Raw genomic sequence first — 22,592 nt, 5'->3', positions numbered from 1 at the left:
CCGATCGCGTTAGGCTATGCCCGGGCCGGCGCCGAGCCGCCGCCCCCTCGTTTTATTACCAACCCGCGGCGCGGCCATGAGCATTCAGACCACCGACACCATCCTCGACCGTATCCTGGCGCGAAAGCGCGAAGAAATCGCCGCGTTCGTCGCCGCCACGGACCCGGGCGCCCTGGCCGACGCCGTGGCCGCCGCCGAGGCGCCGCGCGGCTTCGCGGCGGCACTGGAGGGCAAGCGCCCGCGTTCGGTGATCGCCGAGATCAAGAAAGCCTCGCCCAGCAAGGGGCTGATTCGCGAGGATTTCGATGTCGCCTGGCTGGCACGGCGATACGCGGCGGGCGGCGCGGCCTGTCTTTCCGTGCTCACCGACCGCGATTATTTCCAGGGCGACGACGCCTTCCTCGGCATCGCGCGCGACGCCTGCGATCTGCCGGTGCTGCGCAAGGACTTCATGATCGATCCGGTCCAGATCGACCAGTCGCGCGCGCTCGGCGCCGACTGCATCCTGCTGATCGCGGCCGCGTTGTCCACCGACTTGATGGCCGAGCTGGCCGCGCGGGCCTTCGAACTGGGCATGGATGTGCTCGCCGAAGTCCACGATGCCGAGGAACTCGACCGGGTGCTGACCCTGCCCGGGCACACCATCCTCGGCATCAACAATCGCGACCTGCATACCTTCGACACCAGCCTTGACGTCAGCCTGGCGCTGCGCGAGCGTATCGTCGGCGACCGTCTCCTCGTCAGCGAAAGCGGCATTTTCACGCCCGAAGACCGCATGCGGCTGGCCGATGCCGGCTTCGATGCACTGCTGGTCGGCGAGTCCTTCATGCGCCAGCCCGATCCAGGGCAAGCGCTGGCCCGGCTTATCGACTGAACCACCATCCTCGGCCTTGCCGGCCGCCCCACATGGCACCGGCCAGCGCGGCCCGAAACCACCGCGCCTCTTTTATTTCCCTGCGGATGCCTTACATCATGATGAGAAGACAACCGTAAGCGCGATTCGATGAAAGCGACCCTGAACTGGAAAGACGGCCTGGAATTCGACGGCCGGGCCGATAGCGACCACCACGTCACGATCGACGGCCCGCCCGATCTCGGCGGCAAGAACGCCGGTTTCCGGCCGATGGAGATGATGCTGCTGTCGGTGGGCGGCTGCAGCGCGATGGACGTGATGCATATCCTGAAGAAATCGCGCCAGGACGTGACCGACTGCCGGATCGAGGTCGACGGCACGCGGGCCGAAACCGAGCCCAGGGTGTTCACCGACATCCACGTCCAGTTCATCGTCAGCGGCCGCAACCTGAGCGAAAAACACGTGGCCCGGGCGGTCGAGCTGTCCGCCGAGAAATATTGCTCGGCCTCGATCATGCTGGCCCAGGCCGTGAACATGACTCACGGCTACACCATCCACGAAGCTGAGTGACCGCGTCCGCCGCACGCTTGACGCGGCCTGCATACGCCGGATACTGCGCCTCCGACCATCGCTTTTGCGAACGCCATGGATAAACTTCGCCTGCACGGCTTCAACAATCTGACGAAGTCGCTTTCGTTCAATATCTACGATATCTGCTATGCCCGCACACGCGAGCAGAAGCAGGCCTATATCGCTTATATCGACGAGGTGTTCAACGCCGATCGGCTGACCCAGATCCTCACCGAGGTGTCGAACATCATCGGCGCGCAGATCCTGAATGTCGCCCGCCAGGACTACGAGCCCGAAGGCGCGAGCGTGACCATCCTGATCGCCGAGGAGTATGCCTACGAGGGCCCGATGTCGGAGGCCGTGGTGGGCCATCTCGACAAGAGCCACATCACGGTGCATACCTATCCGGAGTTCCATCCGGACGACGGCATCTCCACCTTTCGCGCCGACATCGATGTATCCACCTGCGGGCTGATCTCGCCGCTCAAGGCGCTGGATCATCTGATTCGCAGCTTCGAGTCGGACGTGGTCACGCTCGATTACCGGGTCCGCGGCTTCACGCGCGACGTCGACGGCGCCAAGCATTTCATCGATCACACGATTCACTCGATCCAGGACTACATCGCGCCCGACATCCGCGAGCGTTACCAGATGGTCGACGTCAACGTCCTGTCCGAGCGCATCTTTCATACCAAGATGCGGCTGACCGAGTTCGATCTCGACAACTACCTGTTCGCCGAGAACGCCGCCGATCTGCCCGCCGAGGAAGCCGAGAATCTCGGCCAGCGCATCGCCGGCGAGATCACCGATATCTTCTATGGCCGCAACCTCGGCTGATGGATATTCGCGCCGAGGATTTCGAGACCGAATTCGCCCGCCACCCGCTCGCCCGTGCCTATGTACTGGCCGGCAGCGAGCCGTTGCAGGTGGTCGAGGCAGCCGACGCGGTGCGCCGGCGTGCCCGCGACGAAGGTTTCGACGAGCGCGATGTCCTGCACGCCGAGCCCGGCTTCGATTGGGCGCAGCTGGCCACGGCCGGGGCCAATCAATCGCTGTTCGCCGCCCGGCGCATCGTGGAACTGCACCTGCCCGACAAGGGCCCCGGCAAACCCGGCTCGGCCGCGATCGCGGATTTCCTCAAGCAGGATGCGCCCGATACGCTGCTGCTGATCGTCGCCCCCGGCCTGGCGGCGTCGGCCCGCAAGAGCGCCTGGTACAAGGCGGTGGCCAGGGCCGGCGTGGTCAGCTATGCATGGCCGTTGCCGGCATCTCGCATGGTCGCCTGGATCGAGCGCCGGGCGGGTACGCACGATCTCGCGCTCACGCGCGAAGCCGCCCAGCTCCTGGCCACCCAGAATGAAGGCAACCTGCTGGCCGCGGCGCAGGAAATCGATCGGCTGGCGCTGTTGTACCCCGACACCACGGTCGATCACGCCGAAGTCGCCGCGGCGGCCAGCGATCACGCCCGCTTCGATATCTTCGACCTGCCGGCCAAGGCGCTCGACGGCGATACGGCCGGCGCGGTCAAGAGCCTGTACCGGCTGCGCGCCGAGGGCGTGGACGCCGTGCCGATCACCTGGGCACTGGTCAACGATCTGCGCACCCTCTACCAGGCGGCACTGGCGGCCCGGGCCAACCGGCTCGACGCCTTCATGAACAAGATATTCATGCCGGTGCCCCGCAAGCGCCAGATTTCCAGGGCTGCGCGGGCCGCCGATCCGGCCCGTCTGGCGTGTCTGCTGCGCCAGGCGGCCCGGGCCGATGCCATCAACAAGGGGGCGGCGCCGGGCCGGGCCTGGGATGAACTGATAACATTGACCATTGCCCTCTCGGGTCGAACCCCGGGCGCGCAGACTTCACAACCTTCATTTGCCACGACACGATCGTCATGAGCGCGAACCTACGCGAACCCGGCGGCGAGGCCTCCTCCTCCCGCGTGACCCGTCAGATCCGCGGCCTGGGCGAATCCGCCCGGCGCGCCGCCCGGCGCATGGCCGCGGCCGAGCCGGGCGAGAAAAACGCCGCCCTGTTCGCCATTGCCGAAGCCCTGACGGCACAGCAGGACGCGATTCTCGCGGCCAACGCCCGGGATATCCGCGATGCCCGCGGCAAGCTCGACGACGCAGCGATCGAACGCCTGCAGCTCAGCTCCGCGCGCATCGAGCGCATGGCCGAGGGCGTGCATCAGGTGGCGGCGCTGGCGGATCCGATCGGCAGCCTGACCGACCTCAACTTCCGGCCGTCCGGCATCCAGGTCGGGCGCATGCGCGTGCCGCTGGGCGTGATCGGCATCATCTACGAATCGCGCCCGAACGTGACCGCGGATGCGGCCGCCCTGTGCCTGAAATCGGGTAACGCGGCCATCCTGCGGGGCGGCTCGGAGTCGGCGCATTCCAATCAGGCCATCGCCGCGGCGGTGGCGCGCGGGCTGAGCGACGCCGGCCTGCCGCGCGAGGCCGTGCAGGTGGTCGAGACCACCGATCGCGAGGCGGTCGCCGCCATGCTTGCCATGCCGGAGTTCATCGATGTCATCGTGCCGCGGGGCGGCAAGGGCCTGATCGAGTTCGTGGCCAACCACGCGAAGATGCCGGTGATCAAGCATCTGGATGGCGTCTGCCACGTCTATATCGACGAATCGGCGGAGCGCGACAAGGCGATCGCCATCGCGGTCAACGCCAAGACCCAGCGCTACGGCACCTGCAACACAATGGAAACCCTGCTGGTGGCCGAGTCCGTGGCGCAATCGATCCTGGAACCGCTGGCCCACGACCTGCGTCAGGCCGGCGTGACGCTGCGCGGCTGCGAGGCCACGCGCAAGCTCCTCGGCCCCGACGTCCAGCCCGCCACCGACGACGACTGGGCCGCCGAGTATCTGGCGCCCACGCTGGCGGTACGCATCGTGCCCGACATGGACGCCGCGATCGATCACATCGAGCGCTGGGGCTCGCACCACACCGACGCCATCGTGACCGAGAACCTCACCCGCGCGCGGGCGTTCATTCGCACGGTGGATTCGGCATCGGTCATGGTCAACGCCTCGACCCGCTTCGCCGACGGCTTCGAATACGGTCTGGGCGCGGAAATCGGCATATCCACCGACAAGCTGCATGCGCGCGGCCCGGTCGGACTGGAGGGCCTGACGTCCCAGAAATATGTGGTCTTCGGCGACGGCCATGTCCGCTAGACAGGTTGCGATGGACAACATCCAGGGCCCGATCGGTATTCTCGGCGGCACCTTCGATCCCGTACACAACGGCCATCTGCGCCTGGCCATGGAACTGGCCACGGATCTCAAGCTGGCCCAGGTGCGCCTGATCCCGAACGGCCGGCCGCCGCACCGCGAGCAGCCCGGGGCCACGCCGGGCCAGCGCGCCAAGTGGATCCGCGTGGCCACCGCCAACGAGCCGCGGCTGGCGCTGGACGACCGCGAACTGATGCGCAAGGGCGCGTCCTATACGGTCGATACCCTGGCCTCGCTGCGCGCGGATTTTCCACACAACCCGCTGTGCCTGATCATGGGCCGCGACGTGTTCGCCAAACTGCCGAGCTGGCATGAATGGCGCAAGCTGTTCGACTACGCCCATATCGTGCTGATCGAGCGCCCCGGGCTGTCGGCCGAATACGCGCCGGAGGCCACGGCGGAACTCGATGCCCGCTCGAGCGACGACGTCGACGACCTGCACCACAGCCGGGCCGGCGTGATCTACAACTACGCGCCGCCGCCGTTGGCGATCTCCGCCAGCCGCATACGCGCGCTGATCGCCTCGGGCGCCAGCCCGCGCTACCTCTTGCCGGCGGCGATTCTCGACGACATTATGGATTCTCGTATCTATCACTCGTCCACGGGCGAGGCCAAGGAATAATGGCAGCAAACAACACGCCGACCGAAGCACTCCACGCCGCCACCGCGGCGCCTACTGAAAATACCCTGCGCCTGGCGCTCGATGCCGTCGAGGAGCTCAAGGGCGAATCGGTCAAGGTACTGGACATCGCCGCGCTGACCACGATGGCGGAGCATATGGTGATCTGCACCGGCCGCTCCGGCCGCCACGTCAAGCGCATCGGCGAGACCGTGATCGCCCACGCCAAAAAGGCCGGGCTTACGCCGCGCGTGGAAGGACTCGAACAGTCCGAATGGGTGCTGATCGATCTCAACGGCGTGCTGGTGCACATCATGCAGCCCGTGACCCGTGCCTACTATCAGCTCGAAAAACTCTGGGACGTGGATATCGCCGACCCGGACGCGACCCGCGCCACGCACTGAACGCCGGTGTGCCCGGGTTGCGTGCGCGCACCGTCTGTTGGCCCGGCGCCGGCCGGACCGGGCACGCGCCGTGTGCCGACGCTGGCGTGTCGAGCTGAGGCCGTCGTGCGGATTCGACTGATCGCCGTGGGCCGGCGCATGCCCAAATGGGTGGCCATGGCCTACGAGGATTACGCCCGGCGGCTGCCGCGCGAATGCCGCCTGGAACTGGTCGAGATCCCGCTGGCCAAGCGCCACGAGGGCGGCGACACCGCGCGCGCCATCGCCGCCGAGGACCAGCGCATGGCGAAGGCGATCGGCCGCGATACCGACGTCGTCGCGCTCACCGTCGACGGCAAGCCGTGGTCGACCGAGGGCCTGGCCACCGACCTCAAGACCTGGATGGGCGACGGCCGCGACCGCGCGCTACTGGTCGGCGGCCCCGATGGCCTGGGCCCCGCCTCGCTGGCCGCGGCCGACAGCCGGCGCTCGTTATCCGCCCTGACCCTGCCGCACCCGCTGGTTCGCGTGATCGTGGCGGAACAGTTGTTCCGTGCCCACAGCATCCTGATCGGCCACCCGTACCACCGCGCCTGATTGCAGGCCGGTTGCCGGCGCATCCGGCGCTGCGGCTACGATCATTGTTGAGTTGCGGGTTTACGGGCATCGTGACGACAATCGAGTGATGAAACATTCGATATCCATCACGCAATACATCGGCGGCGGTCGCCGCGGTCGGGCCTCGTGAGCAGCCCCGAGCCCCTGGTCGAAGCCGATACCCTGCGCGTCGAGATCCTGGTCAACGTCGGCCCGGGCGAGACGCGCGCCGCGCAGATCGAGCGCGGCGTATTGCAGGACATCCACATCCAGCGCGATGCCACCGCGAGCGCGGTCAGCAATATCTATCTCGGCGTGGTCCAGCGCGTACTGGCCGGGATGCAGGCGGCGTTCGTCGATATCGGCCTGGAGCGCGCCGCCTTTCTGCAGATCTCGGACATGGTGCGCCCTGACGCCGACCATGGCGACGACGCACCGCGCATCGAGCAGCGTCTTCACGCCGGTGATCGCATCCTGGTCCAGGTCAGCCGCGATGCCATGGGCACCAAGGGCGCACGCCTGACCACCGACCTCGCGATTCCGTCGCGGTTCCTGGTGTACATGCCGCACACGCCGCGCGTCGGCGTCTCGGCCCGGATCGAGAGCGAAACCGAACGCACACGCCTGTTCGATGCGGTGACCGATCTCAGGCGCGAACTCGAGCTGCCCGGCGGCTTCATCGTGCGCACCGTGGCCGATGGCGCGCCGATCGCCGCGCTCGCTGCGGATATGCGATTCCTGGCCACGGTATGGGCCGACATTCAACAGCAGGCGCGGCATGTGCCCGGCGAGACCCTGGTCTACGGCGACCTGCCGCTGGCGATCCGCATGCTGCGCGACCTGCTCACGCCCGATGTCTCGGCCGTGATCATCGACGATGCCCGGGCCTGGCAGGAGATGATCGCGTTCACCCGGCGCTTCGCGCCCGAATTCACCGACCGCGTGCTGCTGTACGAGGACGACACCCCGCTGTTCGCGCAGTACGGCATCGAAGAGGCCATCCAGCGCGCGCTGCAGCCCAGGGTGCCGCTCAAGTCGGGCGGTTTCCTGATCATCGAGCAGACCGAGGCCATGGTCACGGTGGATGTGAACACCGGCGGCTTCGTGGGCACCCGCAGTCTCGAGCAGACCGTGCTGCGCACGAACCTGGAAGCCGCCCAGACCATCGCGCGTCAGCTGCGCCTGCGCAATCTCGGCGGCATCATCGTGATCGACTTCATCGACATGGTGGATGCGGATCACAAGCAGCAGGTACTCGCCCAGCTGGCCGATGCGCTGGCAGCCGACCCGGCCAAGACCTCCGTCGGCCAGATTTCCAATCTCGGGCTGGTGGAAGTCACCCGCAAACGCACCCGCGAATCGCTCGAGCATCTGTTGTGCGCGCCCTGCGAGGCCTGCGGCGGCCGCGGTTACGTCAAGACGGCCGAGACCATCACCTTCGAGCTGTTCCGCGAGATCGCGCGCCGGGCGCGGCGACGGCCGCATGCGGATGCCGAGTTGCTGGTTCTGGCGCCGCCGGACACGATCGATCAACTGCTCGACAGCCAGGCGGCGGCCTTCCGCCAGGTCTGCGCCGATGGGGGCGTGAGCGTGCGCCTGCAGGCCGAGTCGCTCTATGGGCCGGAACAATTCGATGTGGTCGTGATGTAAGCTGAGTCGATGACCGCCTGCGACGCGCCGCAAACCGTTCGGCGTGCCGGCATGACACGGCTCGCCGAGCTGTCCATGACCGGCCCTGACCACGACCCATCCGTACATGACGTCGGCCCGGACAAATCGCCGGTGCCATGGCGTCGATGAGCCCCGCGCCACGCCCGAAACGCCGCCGCGGCTGGATCAAGCGCAGCCTGATCATCCTTCTGGCGAGCACCGTCGTCCTGGCGGGCCTTCTGGTCGGCGGCGTGCGGCTGCTCGATCATTTCGCACCGCAGTATCGCCAGGCGCTCGCCGAGCGCATCGGGCAGCGCATCCATGCCGACATCTCGGTCTCCGGCCTGGAAATCGGCTGGGGCTGGCATGGCCCGATCCTCTACCTCGACGATCCACGCATCACCCGGCCCGGCGCGGAGCAACCCGCGCTCACGGCCGATCGACTCGGGCTGGAATTCTCGCTGGCCGACCTGATCGGGGGGTCGCGCCTGCCGGATGGCCTGATCGTCGATGCACCGCACGCCGCGCTGGTGCGCACCGGCACGGGGCTTGCGCTGGCCCATTGGGGCCCCTCCGGCGGCGCCGGTATCGACTGGTCGAAGCTGGCCGCGGTCCGCCGCCAGATTGCGCATGTGCGCATCCGGGGCGGCCGGCTGACGATTGTTTCGGACCGCCTGCCCGGCGGGCGCATGCAATGGTCGAATGTCCGCATTGCGCTCGACGATGATGCCGATCACAGGCTCAAGGCCACGGCCTCGGCCGACGGGCCGGCCTGGTGGCCGTCAATCAATGCCAGCGCCACACTCACGGGGCCGCTGCAGCACCCCGACCACGCCGGGTTTTCGCTCCACAGCGACAATATCCGCCCCCTGGCCCTCGCCCGTGCCGGGCGGACGAACATCGTCTCCCACCTGCGCGGCGGCCGCTTGTCGTTCGACGTGGACGGCCATTGGCGAAATAATCGCCTGACCGATACCCGGATCACGCTGGCCAGTGAAGCGCTGGCGCGCGCCGGCGACGATCGGCCATTGGTCCCCGCCTTTAATGCCGTATTTCAGGCCACGAGCGATCCGGAGGCGCATCGCATCGACCTCAAGCTGGCGCAGCTGACCGGCGGGCCGAAGCAATCCGGCGATCTCGACGCCAACGCCCGTTTCGATACCCGCAGTCATGCCGTGCGCGTTACCGCGCGCCATCTGCCCGAAGCACTGGCGTTGCGCATGGCCCGTCTGGCCGAACCGCGCCTGCGGGATGCCGCCATCGACGGCTCGATCGATACGCTCGCGCTGCATTGGCAACCCGGACAGCCGCTGGCGGCGCAGGTCGGTTTTCACGGCCTGACGGTCGACGATCCGAAAATCGCCTTCGGGCCGATCGCCGGCCGCTACCGTCAGCAGGGGGGGCAGCACACGCTGACCTTCGAAGGCGCCAGCGGGACGCTGTCGGCCGCGCGCTACATCAAGGGCGACGTCGACATCACCGGGCTCGGTGGCCGGCTGCAATGGCAGCCATCCGACCGGGGCGGCTGGTCGATCGATCTCGACAAGCTGCGTCTGGCCAGCCGCCAGGCCCATGTGGTGACCTCGGGGCACGTCCGTCTGCCGAAGCAGGGCGCGCCGGTGGCGGATATCACCGCCGACCTGGTCGCGCCCCACATCGCCCGCCTGCTGGCGCATATACCGCAGGGCAAGAATCTGCCCAACCCGCGTCTGCGCGACTGGCTGCCCAAAGCCATTCTCGCCGGCTCGCTCGATCACGGTCATGTCGCGGTCAAGGGGCCCATGGATCGTTTTCCCTTCGCCCAGGGGAAAAACGGCAACGGCTTCCACATGACCCTGGTCGGTCATGGCGCGACGGTGCGCTACAAGCCGGAATGGCCGAAGGTCACGGACGCCGGCGGCAAGCTCTCCCTGGACGGCGACCAGCTCACGCTCGATCTCTCGAGCGCGAAGATGCTGGGCATGTCCATCGACGCGGCCCGGGCCCACGTCGGCAACGTGCGCGAGCCGGTGATGCAGCTGACCGGCAAGGCCAGCGGCGCGCCCGCCGCGAAACTGATGTCGTTTATATCGGCCTCGCCGCTGCATCGGAAGTTCGGCAAGCTGGTGCAAGCCATCGAAGTCAGCGGACCGGCGGATGTCGGCGTCAAGCTGCGCATCCCGCTCAAACCGGGCCTGGGCCATATCAAGGTGGACGGCACCATCGACGCCAGGGGCGATGCGCTGCGACAGCGTACGCTGCCGGGCCCGATCACCGGCATTCACGGCCGGCTGGCCTTCAGCGGCCACGGTGTGAAAGCGTCCGGCTTGACCGGGCAGATGATGGGCGTACCGATCTCGGCGGACATCGCCAGCGGGACCGACGGCGGCGAGCGGATCACCGCCCGCGCGCGGCCGAGCCTGCCGGCGGACCGCAAGGCATTGGCGCATTATCTGCCGGAAGCCTGGTTGATCTACGGCAAAGGCCAGACGCCCATGACGGTGGCCTTCACGGTCCAGCACGATGGCCGGATCAGCCCGATCCGGGTCAACAGCGATCTCACCGGCATGGCGATCCGGCTGCCCGCGCCATTGACCAAGCCGGCCGCGACCGCGGCACCGCTGGCGGTCACGATCGATCCCCGCAACGGCCACATCGATGCCCACTACGACCATCGCCTGCGCCTGGCCGTCGACCTGAACGCCCATGGCCGGCCGGAGCGCATCCAGGCCCTGATAGGCCACACCGATATCAAGCCGCCGGATACCAACGGCCTGTGGATCGGCGGCCATGCGGCGCGGGTCGACGGTCTGGGCTGGTTCTATGTCGTACGCCACGTGCTCTACGGTGCGCCGGCCGATATTCCGGGCGCGCCGGCCGCCCGTGCCGCCGCACACCACCCCAAACCGAAGACCGCCCCCCCGGCATCGCCCCTGGCGTTCCTCGGCGGCGACCTGACCATCGGCCGGCTGAGTTTCGGCGACCGCTACATCGCCAGGCCCCATGTCCGTGCCCAGCCGATGACGGACACGACCGGCTGGCGCGTGGATTTCGAAGGCGGTGACAGCCAGGGCCAGATCACCTGGGTCTCGCCGTCCGGCCAGGCCGCGCGTATCGCCGGCAATCTCAAGCGCGTGGCGCTGCATACCCAAAAGGCCCGGCCGCACTCGTCGGGTAATGCCGGCAACAGCGATTCGCCCGTGCTCTGGCCCGGCCTGGCGCCCACCGATCTACCGGCCATGAAGCTGTTCGTACAGAACTTCGTGGTCGACGGCACATCCTTCGGCCAAGCCCATGTGGATGCCACCGGCACCGCCGACGGCTGGCGCCTGGATCGTTTCCAGCTCGCGAACGGCGCGCTCACCGGCCAGGCCAACGCGCACTGGCAGCAGGACAGCGGCGTCAGCCAGGCCAGCGCGCACGCGGATTTCGACGGCCACGGCCTGTCACGGCTGCTGCGCACCTTCGGCTATGTCTCACCCATTCGGGCCAAGCGCGCGCGTATCAAAAGCGATCTGGCAATCAAGCCCAATCCGAACGGGCTCGATCTACGGTATCTGGAAGGCAGCGTCCACCTGGCGCTGGATCACGGCACACTGCTGACCGTGGACCCCGGACCGGGGCGTCTGCTCGGCCTGTTGAATCTCTATGTGCTGCCCCGACGCCTGCGGCTGGATTTCCGCGACGTGGTCGACAAGGGCATGGCCTTCGACAAGGTGCGTGCCGATTTCGATATCCACCGGGGCCAGGCCTACAGCCAGAACGCGCGCATCCTGACGCCGTCGGTCAAGATCGGCATCACCGGCCGCATTGGTCTGGCCACACGGGATTACAACGAGTACGTCACCATCACCCCGAAGGTGGGCAGCGGGGTGGCAATCGCGAGTGCGGTGCTGGGCGGCCCGATCGTCGGCGCGGCCGTGTTCGCGGTGCAGCAACTGCTCAAGAAGCCGATCCAGCACTTCTCGTCGGTGGGCTACCACCTCAAGGGCAGCTGGGAGGATCCCCAGATCGTCAATCCGCGGGCCGACGACAACAGTGCCAATACGCCATCCGGCGCGGCCAGGCCCGGCACATCCCCGACGCCGGGGCAGTAGTGATCCCATCGTGGCTTCGGCGTATCCTCGGCCCACGGACATGGAATCAAGGACAACCCCGGCATGAGCGACACCCGAGCTGCGCTCGATACCGTGCGCGTCGCCGCCATCCAGATGAACTCGCGCGGCGAGGTCGACCCCAATCTCGCGCGCGCGGGCGACCTGCTGCGCGATGCGGCGCGGCGCGGCGCCCGGCTGGCCGTGCTGCCCGAAAACTTCGCCCTGATGGGCGCGCACGAAACCGACAAGCTGCGCGAGGCCGAGCCCGATGGCGACGGCCCGATCCAGGATTTTCTGGCCCGGACCGCGGCCGAGACCGGCCTCTGGATCGCCGCCGGCACCCTGCCGATCGCCAGCCCCGAGCCCGACCGCGTCTATCCGGCGCTGTGTGTCTACGACGATACCGGCACGCGCGTGGCGCGCTACGACAAGATCCATCTGTTCGATGTCGGCATGCCCGATTCGGCCGAGGCGTATCGCGAATCGGCGACCTTCATGGCGGGCAAGAATGCGCCGATGGTGATCGACTCGCCGTTCGGCCGCATCGGGCTGTCGATCTGCTACGACCTGCGCTTTCCCGAACTCTACCGGGCGCTGGCCGCCGACGGCGCCGAAATCATCGTCGCCCCGTCGGCATTCACGCACACCACCGGCACCGCCCACTGGCACCTGCTCACCCGCGCGCGGGCGGTGGAAAATCTCGCCACCATGATCGCGCCCAACCAGGCCGGGCATCACGCCAGCGGCCGGCGCACCTACGGCCACAGCCTGATCTGCGACCCGTGGGGGCAGGTCCAGGCCGAAGCGCGATCCGAGGCCAATGAGGTGGTCATCGCCGATATCGATCGCAACCGCGCCGCGCGCCTGCGCGAGGGCTTTCCCTGCCTGTCGCATCGCCGGCTGGCGTAGGCTCGGTTGCGGTTTTGCACACGCGGGCGAGACGGGGCCCCGGCCTCGACTCGCCTGTACGACGCTTTTAATGCAAGGAGTTCTCATGGCTCGACAGATTCAATTCAAGCAAACCGGCGGCCCCGAGGTACTCGAGCTGGTGGAAACCGAGATTCGCGCGCCCGGCCCCGGCGAGGTCCGGGTGAAAAACCATGCCATCGGCGTGAATTTCATCGATATCTATTTCCGCACCGGGCTGTACCCGGGCGAACTGCCGAGCGCGATGGGCTCCGAGGGCGCCGGCGTGATCGACGCGGTCGGCGACGGTGTCGAGGATTTCGCCGTGGGGGACCGCGTCGCCTATGTACTCGGGCCCAAGGGCGCCTACGCGGATGCGATCACGCTGTCGACCGATCACGTCGTCGCCCTGCCCGATGCCATCGATTTCGACACCGCGGCCGCCTCGCTGCTCAAGGGCCTGACCGTGCAGTACCTGCTGCGCCAGACCTACGCCGTGGCCGAAGGCGACACCCTCCTGTTCCACGCCGCGGCCGGCGGTGTCGGCCTGATCGCCTGCCAGTGGGCGAAAGCGCTCGGCGCGCACGTGATCGGGACCGTCTCCTCCGACGAGAAAGCCGATATCGCCCGCGACCACGGCGCCTGGATGACCATCGACTACACCCGCGAATCGGTGCCCGAACGCGTACTGGCGCTCACCGACGGCGCCGGTGTGCCCGTGGTCTACGACTCGGTCGGCCGCGACACCTGGCACGATTCGCTCAAATGCCTGAAAAAACGCGGCCTGATGGTCTCGTTCGGCAACGCCTCGGGCGCGGTCGAGGGGGTGGATCTGGTCGAACTCAACCGCGGCGGCTCGCTGTTCGTCACCCGGCCCAGCCTGGGCGGTTATGCCGACACGCCGGAACGCTTCGAGATGATGTGCGCCGACCTGTTCGCGGTACTCGAGTCGGGCGACGTGACGGTGCATATCGGCCAGCGCTACAGCCTGGAAGAAGCCGGCGCCGCCCAGCAGGCGATCGCCGAGCGCAAGACCACCGGCTCGACGATTCTCATTCCCTGAGGATCGCGACAACCGGGCGCCGGCAATGCGCGATGAGATCGTCATACGGGGTGCCGAGGCCGGCGACCCCGTGGCCATCCGCGACATCGCCTGGGCGGCTTATGCCCGCTACGTCGAGCGCATGCCCATCCCGCCGCAGCCGCTGTCGGTCGATTACGCACGCGTGGTCGCGGCGGGCGATACCTGGGTTTTTCGCCGATCCGGCCGGCTGGCGGGCTTCGTGGTGCTGGATGCCCGCGATACGTTCTGGATCGAGAACATCGCAGTCGATCCCGCCGCTCAATCGCGGGGCCTGGGCGGCCGGCTCCTGGCCCATGCCGAACAACAGGCCACAGCGCGCGGGTTCGACCGTGTGCGGCTCTATACGCCGGCGATCGCCCACGAGAACCGGGCCTGGTATGCCCATCACGGCTACGTGGAAACCGATCGCCGCATGGACGACGGCCGCGACCGAGTGTTTTTGCAAAAACGACTCGGCTGATCCCGAGTCTCAGGTGTTAATCTGAGGCCATGCAAAACACTCTCGATATCGCCAGCGACGCCCTGCTCGGCCACGCCAATATCAACGCGCAACAACTCGAAACCACCTTGTCCGGCCTGATGGTACCGGGTGTGGACTATGCCGACCTGTATTTCCAGATCCTGAAAAGCGAGAACTGGATGCTGGAGGACAGCGTGGTCCGCAGCGCCGGCGCCTCCACCGCCCAGGGTGTGGGCGTACGGGCACTGGCCGGTGAACAGACCGGTTTCGCCTATGCCGACGAACTGGCCTTTCCGGCACTCGCCCAGGCATCGCAGGCCGCGGCCGCGATTGCCCGCGATGGCAAGACGGCGCGCATGAATGCGCTCACGCGGCGCGACACCGGTCCGGCCGTGCGCTACCGGCCGATCGACCCGGCGGCCACGCTGGATGCCGAGGCCAAGGTCGCGCTGCTGCATCATGCCGACAAGGTCGCGCGCGATGCCGATGCCCGCGTGGTCCGCGTGACGGTGTCGCTGGCCGGCTCGTCGGACACCATGCTGGTGGCCGCCTCCGACGGCACGCTGGCCGGCGATGTGCGGCCGATGGTGCGGCTGAACATCTCGGTGCAGGTCGAGGAGAACGGCGTGCGCGAATCGGCCACCGCCGGCGGCGGCGGGCGGCTGGGATACCACATCTACACCGGCCCCGACGATCTCGTGGCCGAATACGCCCGCGAGGCGGTACGCCGTGCCCTGGTCCGGCTCAAGGCCGAAGCCGCACCCGCCGGCGCCATGCCGGTGGTGATGAGCGCGGGCTGGTCCGGCGTGCTGTTGCACGAAGCGGTCGGCCACGGACTGGAAGGCGATTTCAATCGCCGCGGGGCCTCCAACTATTCGGGCAAGATCGGGCAGAAGGTCGCCTCCGAACTGTGCACGGTGGTCGACGACGGCACGCTCGACGGCCGGCGCGGCAGCCTGACAATCGACGACGAAGGCACGCCGGCGGCCGCCAACACGCTGATCGAGAACGGCGTGCTGGTCGGCTACATGCAGGACAAGCACAACGCGCGCCTGATGGACACGCCCGCCACGGGCAACGCCCGGCGTGAGTCGTATGCCCATACCGTCATGCCGCGCATGACCAATACCTACCTGCGCGGCGGCGACACCGATCCGGCCGACATCATCGCCTCGGTCGAGTCCGGCATCTATGCGGCGCATTTCTCCGGCGGCTCGGTCGATATCACTTCGGGCAACTTCGTGTTCTCCTGCGACGAGGCCTACCGGATCGACAACGGCAAGCTCGGCGCGCCGCTCAAGGGCGCCACGCTGATCGGCAACGGCCCGGAGGTTCTGGGCCGCATCTCAATGCTGGGCAACGACTGGGCGCTGGATACCGGGGTCGGCGTATGCGGCAAGAACGGCCAGAGCGTACCGGTCGGCGTCGGCCAGCCCACGCTCAAGGTCGACTCGATCACCGTCGGCGGCACCGAAGGCGCCGCCTGATTACGGCAGAACGCCCATGAGCGGCAGACGCCCCCACCGGCGGCGCGACCGCCCGGCCCGCGCGGAACGCGATGCCCACCTTCGCGTGATCGGCGGCGCCTGGCGCAGCCGTGTGCTGCCGGTCGCGGACCGGCCCGGCCTGCGCCCCACGCCAAACCGGGTCCGCGAGACCCTGTTCAACTGGCTGGCGCCGATGCTCGCCGGGGCGCGCTGCATTGATCTGTTCGCCGGCACCGGCGCGCTCGGCATCGAGGCCCTGTCGCGCGGCGCCGCGCGCGCGGTGTTCGTCGACAACGACCGACAGGCCGCCACGGCGATCGAGGCCGCACTGGAAATGCTGGGCGCAACCGATCGCGGGCGCGTGCTCGTCGCCGATGGTACGCACGCCGCCGATCGTCTGGCCGGCGAGCGCGCGGATGTCGTGTTCATCGATCCACCGTTCGAGGCCGAACTGCACGCCGCGGCACTGGCCGGCCTGTCCGGCCTGATCGACCACCGCACGCGGGTTTATGTCGAATATCCGGCCCGCGACGAGGCGGTCATCGGCGAACGGCTGGCGGCGGACTACGAGATCCTGCGCCAGTCGCGTTCGGCCGGCGTGGGCTATTGTCTTGCGCGCCTTCGCCCGGCGGGCGAACATGGCTCGCCATGAGCCAGGCCAAACATGTGCGTGCCGCCTATACCGGCACATTCGATCCCATCACCAACGGCCATGCCGACGTGATCCGGCGCGCCGCCGGCATGTTCAGCGAACTGATCGTGGCGGTGGCGAGCAATTCATCCAAGAAATCGATCTTCGACCACGCCGAACGGGTCGAACTCGCGCAGCTGGTTCTGGCCGACGTGGACAACGTGACCGTGTTGTCGGCCAGCGGCCTGATCGTCGATTTCGCCCGCAAGCACGGCGTCGATGTACTGGTGCGCGGGGTCCGTGGCGTGGGCGACTACGAATACGAGAAACAGATGGCGGTGATGAACCGGCATCTGGCGCCCGAAATCGATACCGTGCTGCTCGCGCCCTCGCCCGAATACGCCCACATCTCGTCGACGCTGGTGCGCGAGATCGCCTTCCTTGACGGGCGTATCACCGGACTGGTGCCGGGTGTCGTGGCCGATCGCCTGCACGCCAAGACCAACGGCGGGCCGACATGAAAAAACCGCCCACCCCGCGCCGGGGTCGACGGCCGTCGCTACGCTGAACGATAGCGCTACGGCGACATCGCCTGGTCATCCGGCGGCGGGTTGCCCGACAGAGCGTACTGCTCGGTGATGTCCACCGTCGCCAGTTCGGAGGTATCGGCCGGCTGGAACACGAGCACCTGGATCACGCGATCCGGATAGCTGAAGTAGACCCGCGTCGTACTGGCATCGCCCGACATGCTGGAATCGGTATGCACCGCCGGATGCCGGCCCTGGTTGGGCGCGTCGGAGAAGGCCTGGATCATGTGCTGGACCGCAGCCTGGCCATCGGCACTCCGAAACGAGCCGAGGTTGCGCGTTACACGCACCAGCCGCCCGTGCGCGAAAGTGATCGAGCCCACCGCCTTGGGCTGTTGCGCTTGGCCATTCTTGCCCAGTGGCACCGCCTTGGGATACAGGAAGTAATGCCCGTTCTGGCTGGCCGGCGAGACGTTGAACTGCGAGCGCGCCTCGCCCATGGCCCGGGTCTTGTCGACACCAAGCTGGAGCGTCGTGCCGCCGATGTCCACGCTCTCCTGGTGCGACGCGGCGAACGCGGGCGGCGTCGCGATCGCAATCATCAAGGCCAGCGCCCAGGGGGCGGTCCGTTTCAGTCGATCCGGATTCATCTTGGGTTCTCCCTGTTCCTGAAAACCAACAATAAAGACCGTCTTGATTATGTACGACACTCAGTTGGCTGACTAAGCAAGCGCATTTTGTCCGCAAATGCACGCGAATGAGCGCAAATAAGAAGGAAGATCAAGGCGCTGTCGCTTCAGGTTCGCGAGCAATCGCACTGTCAAGACTTTGGCTGAACTTTGCACGAAATCAAGAAGACTGTCGCAATGTCGTCTCCAACGATATGACTTTAAAAGGGGGCGAAAATGTCGACAAATTCATGCCGGTCCGTTGCGAAAATTTTTGTGTACGGACCCTGCAGTTCGCCCAGGGGCTGTTGCCGTTACTGCATATTGATGCGCAATTTATATGCGCATATAGTGTAAGCATCCCCCGCGAGAGGTCCGATGCCGTGCGAGCTGCTGAAACTGCCAAATCCACCCGAAGGCCTACGAATCTATCGCTTGACAGTGCACTCCTGAAGGAAGCGAAAGCCTTGGGAATCAACGTTTCACGATCCGCAGAGGCCGGGATCTCGGAAGCGGTGAAGCGACATAAGCAACAGCAGTGGCTGAAAGAAAATACCGGTGCACTGGCAAGCTCCAACGCTTATGTCGAAGCCAATGGCTTACCTCTAATCCGGCACCGTCAGTTCTGATGGCCCTTTTCGACATCTTCCAGAACCCAGGCGGTTCTGGCTATTTGCTGGATGTACAGTCGGATCTTCTCAGTAGCTTGAACACCCGCATTGTTGTGCCCCTGTTGCCCAGGCCTGCGGCGCCATTTCCTGCCGAACGACTGAACCCCATATTTAAGGTTGAGGGCCAGGAGGTGCTCATGGCAACTCAGTTCATGGCGGCCGTGCCAGAAAACGAGTTGCGTGTCGGCATTGGCAGCCTTGCTGAACAGCAGCATGATATCTCAGCGGCGCTGGACATGCTGTTCCTGGGTTTTTGATGCAACGCGCCATGCTTTTCAGCGGTATAACGCAGTCGCCCAACGAAAAAGGATAGGTCGCGCCGCCGGTAATCATGTGGCGCGACGGTGTGTAGCGATCGCGGATATGGCACGGCACCGGAAAGGTTGCAGCTCTTAACGCGTATAGCTGTACCGACACGAAGGCTCGCAACCAACTTATCCTACTATAGATAAATCTGGACAGACTTTGTCTGGAATGGTGCTATTTCTGATATCTTAAAAAAAACAAGGTCTCAGCAGCTGCGGGCCTGTTGCCGTTTCGTGCGAGCGTCGCGTTGGAGACCGCAAATCGTGTTCGGCAAGGCGCGAGTCGCCGATCGTGGCGTGCCACGATCAAGACTTGCAACGCCGCCGAGCGCCGCTAGTTGATTTTTATGGGCGGCCCAACCCTTCGGGACAAGCGCCCAAAGATTAACGACACGACGGCAACCCAGCGTTGTAGCACGCTTGTGCAGAGTGACTGTACGGCGCGCACTACGCCTCGTCTTGCCGCAAAACAGCGCTTGGCGCGGACTCGCACGAAACGGCAACAGGCCCACATATCGACAGACTTTATTCTTGGTTTTCATCCCGGTGGCACCCGGCGTCGGGCAGTCATGGGCCGGTGCCGGCCCATGACATCGACGTTATGCCGCACCCTTCGACACGGCCAGCAGCATCTGGTTCATCCGGCGCACGAAGGAGGCCGGATCGTCCAGCTCGCCGCCCTCGGCCAGCACGGCCTGCTCGAACAGCATCTGGGAGAAGGAGTTGAATTCGTCCTCGCCCTGCTCCTCGGCCAGCTTCTCGACCAGCGGATGGGTCGGGTTGATCTCCAGATGCGGTGCCGAGCTGGGCATGCTCTGGCCGGCTTCCTTGAGAATGCGCTCGAGATGCGCCGACATGCCGTGCTCGTCGGCCACCAGACAGGCCGGTGAATCGGTCAGCCGATGGGTGACGCGGACTTCGTTGACCCGATCACCCAGCGCTTCCTTGATGCGCTCGACCAGATCCCTGGACTCTTCTTCGAGCTTCTTCTGCTGCTCTTTTTCTTCCTCGGATTCGGCTTCGCCGAGATCCAGCGCGCCCTTGGCGACCGACGAGAACTCCTTGCCCTCGTATTCGGTCAGGTGGGCCATCACCCACTCGTCGACGCGGTCGGTCAGCAGCAGCACCTCGATGCCCTTCTTCTTGAAGATCTCGAGATGCGGGCTGTGCTTGGCCTCGGCCAGCGTATCCGCGGTGATGTAGTAGATCTTCTCCTGGCCGGGCTGCATGCGCGCGATGTATTCATCCAGCGACACGCCCGGATCGCCCGACTCGTCGGTCGTGGTCTTGAAGCGCAGGAGCTTGGCAATCCGGGCCTGATTCTCGTAGTCCTCGACGATGCCTTCCTTGAACACCGTGCCGAACTCGTTGGAGAAGGTCTTGAACTTTTCCGGATCGTCTTCGTCCTTGGCCATGGACTCGATCAGGCCCAGCACCTTCTTCACCGAACCGGCGCGAATCTTGTCCAGCAGCCGGTTGGACTGCAGGATCTCGCGCGAGACGTTCAGCGGCAGATCGTTGGAATCGATCACGCCCTTCACGAAGCGCAGGTAGCGCGGCATGAGCTTGTCGGCGTCGTCCATGATGAACACGCGCTGCACGTAGAGCTTCACGCCGTGCGCCTTGCCGTTCGGGTCGAACAGATCGAACGGGGCGCGCTTCGGGATGAACAGCAGGTTGGTGTATTCCTGGCTGCCCTCGACCTTGTTGTGGGTCCAGGTCAGCGGCTCTTCGAAGTCGTTGCTGGTGTGCTTGTAGAACTCGACGTAATCCTCGTCGGACAGGTTCGCCTTGGGCTCGGCCCACAACGGCGCACCGCGGTTGACCTGTTCCCAGCCGGCTTCCTTGCCTTCCTTTTCGTCTTCTTCCGAGAGCTGCTCGCGCATCCGGATCGGGAAGGCGATATGGTCGGAATAGGTCTTGACCAGATGGCGCATGCGGTACGGCTCGAGGAATTCCTCCTCGTCCTCGCGCAGATGCAGCGTGACGGTGGTGCCGCGCTGGGACTTTTCGATCTCTTCCAGCGTGTACTCGCCGCCGCCATCGGAAATCCAGCGCACGCCGGTGGACTCGCCGCCGCGACGGGTGTCGACCACGACCTGATCGGCCACGATGAAGGCCGAGTAGAAACCCACGCCGAACTGGCCGATGAGCTTGGCGTCTTTCTTCTCGTCGCCGGAGAGCGAATCGAGGAAAGCGCGGGTGCCGGATTTGGCAATGGTGCCGATGCGCTCCATGACCTGGTCGCGCGTCATGCCGATGCCGTTGTCCGAGATCGAAACCGTGCGGGCGTCCTTGTCCTGTTCGATCCAGATCTGCAGGTCGGAATCGCCCTCGAACAGCGAATCGTCCTTCAAGCCCTCGAAGCGCAGCGTATCCAGCGCATCCGAGGCATTGGAGATCAGTTCGCGGGCGAAGACCTCCTTGTTCGAATACATCGAATGGATCATCAGCTTGAGCAGCTGCTTCACCTCGGCCTGAAAGCCGTGCTTCTCGGCGTGGGTCCCGGCCTGCGCGGCCCCCTGCGTGTTCGTGTTGTCGTCGCTCATGGCGTGTTCAATCAGTAGTGGTTGATGCCAAATGGGTGCGGCAGCGCCGCCTGCATGCCTTGAATGCGGCCCGCGAGGCGGGTTTTCAAGCGCGGCCCGCGCCCGCTGTGGCGAATGGGGCTTTCATGGCATCCTTGGCGGCTCGCACGCCAATGACGGATGGAAGGGAGAGGCCCATGGGCCGAACGCGAGTAGCCGTGATCTGCGGGGGCGCCTCGGCCGAGCACGAGGTGTCGCTGCAATCGGCGCGTAATATCGTCGCGGCACTCGATCGCGAGCGCTTCGAGGTGTTCGTCATCGGCATCGACAAGGCCGGCGTCTGGCATGCCGCCGACCCGGCCGATTTCGTGTATCACCCGGACGATCCGAAGCGTATCGCGCTCAAGGCCGACACCGCGGCACTCGCCATCGTGCCGGGCCGCGAATCCGGCCAGATCGTGAGCGCCGACACCGGCAAGGTCGCACTGGAAATCGATGTGGCCTTTCCCATCGTGCACGGGCCGACCGGCGAGGACGGCACCCTGCAGGGCCTGCTGCGGGCCGCCAACATCGCCTGCGTCGGCGCCGGCGTGCTCGGCTCGGCCGCGGCCATGGACAAGGACGTCACCAAGCGGCTGCTGCGCGACGCCGGGCTGGCGATCGCGCCGTTCGAGGTCGTGACCGCGGCGGACCGGCCGCTGGATCATGCCGCGCTGACCGCGCGTCTGGGCAGCCCGCTGTTCGTGAAACCAGCCAATCTGGGCTCGTCGGTCGGCGTGAGCCGGGCGGCCACGGCCGAGGAGCTGGCCGCAGCGATCGATCTCGCGCTGCGCTTCGATCACAAGGTGCTGATCGAAGCGGCGGTGACCGGGCGCGAGATCGAATGCGCCGTACTCGGCAACAGCGACCCCCAGGCGAGCACGGTCGGCGAGGTGGTGGTCGCCGACGGCGGTTTCTATGCCTACGACACCAAGTACGTGAACGACACCGCACAGGTCGTGATCCCGGCCGCGCTCGATGCCGACAGCATCGAGGCCGTGCGCCGCGTGGCCCTGGCCGCCTACCGCGCGCTGGACTGCCGCGGACTGGCGCGGGTGGATGTCTTCGTCACCCCCGACGACCATGTCGTGATCAACGAAATCAATACATTGCCGGGTTTTACCCGAATTTCGATGTATCCCAAGCTGTGGGCCGAATCCGGCATGGACTATCCCGATCTGGTGGCGCGGCTGGTCGATCTGGCGCGGGAACAGCACGCCGCCGACCGGGCGCTCGCCACCTCGATGTAGCGAGGCTTGCACCGTGCGCATCAGCTCCGGATGATGCGCGATCCATT

General features: G+C 66.3%; 21 protein-coding genes. 19 read left to right on the top strand and 2 right to left on the bottom strand.

Annotated elements, in window-relative coordinates:
- Nucleotides 1-76: 76 nt before the first annotated feature.
- From trpC to coaD, 16 genes are all read left to right on the top strand, one after another.
- Complete coding sequence (gene trpC / locus ACS8Y6_RS06465; RefSeq protein ID WP_440855215.1) at nt 77-874, top strand: indole-3-glycerol phosphate synthase TrpC; 798 nt, start codon at nt 77-79, stop codon at nt 872-874.
- A 129-nt stretch (nt 875-1,003) separates the two neighbouring features.
- On the top strand, nt 1,004-1,423 hold the full coding sequence (locus ACS8Y6_RS06460; protein ID WP_440851265.1) for an OsmC family protein: 420 nt from the start codon (nt 1,004-1,006) through the stop codon (nt 1,421-1,423).
- A 75-nt stretch (nt 1,424-1,498) separates the two neighbouring features.
- Entirely contained in the window at nt 1,499-2,260 is a 762-nt protein-coding gene (speD, locus tag ACS8Y6_RS06455; RefSeq protein WP_440855214.1) for an adenosylmethionine decarboxylase, read from the top strand.
- Nucleotides 2,260-3,315 (top strand): DNA polymerase III subunit delta, encoded by a 1,056-nt coding sequence (gene holA, locus ACS8Y6_RS06450; protein WP_440855213.1) that lies wholly within the window; start codon nt 2,260-2,262, stop codon nt 3,313-3,315. The genes speD and holA overlap by 1 nt, the downstream gene beginning before the upstream one ends.
- Nucleotides 3,312-4,607, top strand: coding sequence for a glutamate-5-semialdehyde dehydrogenase (locus ACS8Y6_RS06445; protein WP_440855212.1), 1,296 nt, complete (start codon nt 3,312-3,314; stop codon nt 4,605-4,607). The genes holA and ACS8Y6_RS06445 overlap by 4 nt, the downstream gene beginning before the upstream one ends.
- Entirely contained in the window at nt 4,597-5,286 is a 690-nt protein-coding gene (nadD, locus tag ACS8Y6_RS06440; RefSeq protein ID WP_440851262.1) for a nicotinate-nucleotide adenylyltransferase, read from the top strand. Before ACS8Y6_RS06445 ends, nadD begins: the two co-directional genes overlap by 11 nt.
- The gene (rsfS, locus tag ACS8Y6_RS06435) at nt 5,286-5,687 is read left to right on the top strand and encodes a ribosome silencing factor (RefSeq protein ID WP_440851261.1); all 402 of its coding nucleotides are present in this window, start codon (nt 5,286-5,288) and stop codon (nt 5,685-5,687) included. The genes nadD and rsfS overlap by 1 nt, the downstream gene beginning before the upstream one ends.
- A gap of 105 nt (nt 5,688-5,792) precedes the next feature.
- Nucleotides 5,793-6,263 carry a 23S rRNA (pseudouridine(1915)-N(3))-methyltransferase RlmH gene (rlmH, locus tag ACS8Y6_RS06430; RefSeq protein ID WP_440851260.1) on the top strand — a complete coding sequence of 157 codons (471 nt, stop codon included), beginning with the start codon at nt 5,793-5,795 and terminating at the stop codon, nt 6,261-6,263.
- Between the two features lie 183 nt (nt 6,264-6,446).
- Nucleotides 6,447-7,913 (top strand): Rne/Rng family ribonuclease, encoded by a 1,467-nt coding sequence (locus ACS8Y6_RS06425; protein WP_440851273.1) that lies wholly within the window; start codon nt 6,447-6,449, stop codon nt 7,911-7,913.
- A gap of 137 nt (nt 7,914-8,050) precedes the next feature.
- On the top strand, nt 8,051-11,989 hold the full coding sequence (locus ACS8Y6_RS06420) for a YhdP family phospholipid transporter (protein ID WP_440855211.1): 3,939 nt from the start codon (nt 8,051-8,053) through the stop codon (nt 11,987-11,989).
- A gap of 63 nt (nt 11,990-12,052) precedes the next feature.
- Entirely contained in the window at nt 12,053-12,898 is an 846-nt protein-coding gene (locus tag ACS8Y6_RS06415; protein WP_440851258.1) for a carbon-nitrogen hydrolase family protein, read from the top strand.
- 85 nt (nt 12,899-12,983) lie between these two features.
- Nucleotides 12,984-13,958: a quinone oxidoreductase family protein gene (locus ACS8Y6_RS06410; RefSeq protein WP_440855210.1), complete on the top strand. Its 975-nt coding sequence runs from the start codon at nt 12,984-12,986 to the stop codon at nt 13,956-13,958.
- Between the two features lie 25 nt (nt 13,959-13,983).
- Nucleotides 13,984-14,439: a GNAT family N-acetyltransferase gene (locus ACS8Y6_RS06405; protein ID WP_440855209.1), complete on the top strand. Its 456-nt coding sequence runs from the start codon at nt 13,984-13,986 to the stop codon at nt 14,437-14,439.
- A 29-nt stretch (nt 14,440-14,468) separates the two neighbouring features.
- Nucleotides 14,469-15,926 carry a metalloprotease TldD gene (gene tldD / locus ACS8Y6_RS06400; protein ID WP_440855208.1) on the top strand — a complete coding sequence of 486 codons (1,458 nt, stop codon included), beginning with the start codon at nt 14,469-14,471 and terminating at the stop codon, nt 15,924-15,926.
- A 16-nt stretch (nt 15,927-15,942) separates the two neighbouring features.
- Entirely contained in the window at nt 15,943-16,578 is a 636-nt protein-coding gene (gene rsmD / locus ACS8Y6_RS06395; RefSeq protein ID WP_440855207.1) for a 16S rRNA (guanine(966)-N(2))-methyltransferase RsmD, read from the top strand.
- On the top strand, nt 16,575-17,078 hold the full coding sequence (coaD, locus tag ACS8Y6_RS06390) for a pantetheine-phosphate adenylyltransferase (RefSeq protein ID WP_440855206.1): 504 nt from the start codon (nt 16,575-16,577) through the stop codon (nt 17,076-17,078). Before rsmD ends, coaD begins: the two co-directional genes overlap by 4 nt.
- Nucleotides 17,079-17,134: 56 nt before the next feature.
- On the opposite strand, the gene ACS8Y6_RS06385 is transcribed toward coaD, so the two are convergent.
- Nucleotides 17,135-17,734, bottom strand: coding sequence for a hypothetical protein (locus ACS8Y6_RS06385; protein WP_440855205.1), 600 nt, complete (start codon nt 17,732-17,734; stop codon nt 17,135-17,137).
- A gap of 401 nt (nt 17,735-18,135) precedes the next feature.
- Here ACS8Y6_RS06385 and ACS8Y6_RS06380 point away from each other — a divergent pair, with 401 nt between their 5' ends.
- Together ACS8Y6_RS06380 and ACS8Y6_RS06375 are read left to right on the top strand one after the other, a co-directional pair.
- Nucleotides 18,136-18,381: a type II toxin-antitoxin system CcdA family antitoxin gene (locus ACS8Y6_RS06380; protein ID WP_440851021.1), complete on the top strand. Its 246-nt coding sequence runs from the start codon at nt 18,136-18,138 to the stop codon at nt 18,379-18,381.
- Nucleotides 18,381-18,680: a CcdB family protein gene (locus ACS8Y6_RS06375; RefSeq protein ID WP_440851022.1), complete on the top strand. Its 300-nt coding sequence runs from the start codon at nt 18,381-18,383 to the stop codon at nt 18,678-18,680. Before ACS8Y6_RS06380 ends, ACS8Y6_RS06375 begins: the two co-directional genes overlap by 1 nt.
- A 647-nt stretch (nt 18,681-19,327) precedes the next feature.
- Here ACS8Y6_RS06375 and htpG read toward each other — a convergent pair.
- On the bottom strand, nt 19,328-21,277 hold the full coding sequence (gene htpG, locus ACS8Y6_RS06370; RefSeq protein ID WP_440851023.1) for a molecular chaperone HtpG: 1,950 nt from the start codon (nt 21,275-21,277) through the stop codon (nt 19,328-19,330).
- 176 nt (nt 21,278-21,453) lie between these two features.
- Here htpG and ddlA point away from each other — a divergent pair, with 176 nt between their 5' ends.
- A complete protein-coding gene (ddlA, locus tag ACS8Y6_RS06365; RefSeq protein ID WP_440851024.1) occupies nt 21,454-22,545 on the top strand; it encodes a D-alanine--D-alanine ligase in 1,092 nt (363 codons plus the stop codon).
- Nucleotides 22,546-22,592 lie beyond the last annotated feature (47 nt).

This window comes from Salinisphaera sp. RV14, from assembly GCF_052044135.1.
Taxonomy (GTDB): Bacteria; Pseudomonadota; Gammaproteobacteria; order Nevskiales; family Salinisphaeraceae; genus Salinisphaera.
This window is presented reverse-complemented; position numbering and strand designations above follow the sequence as displayed.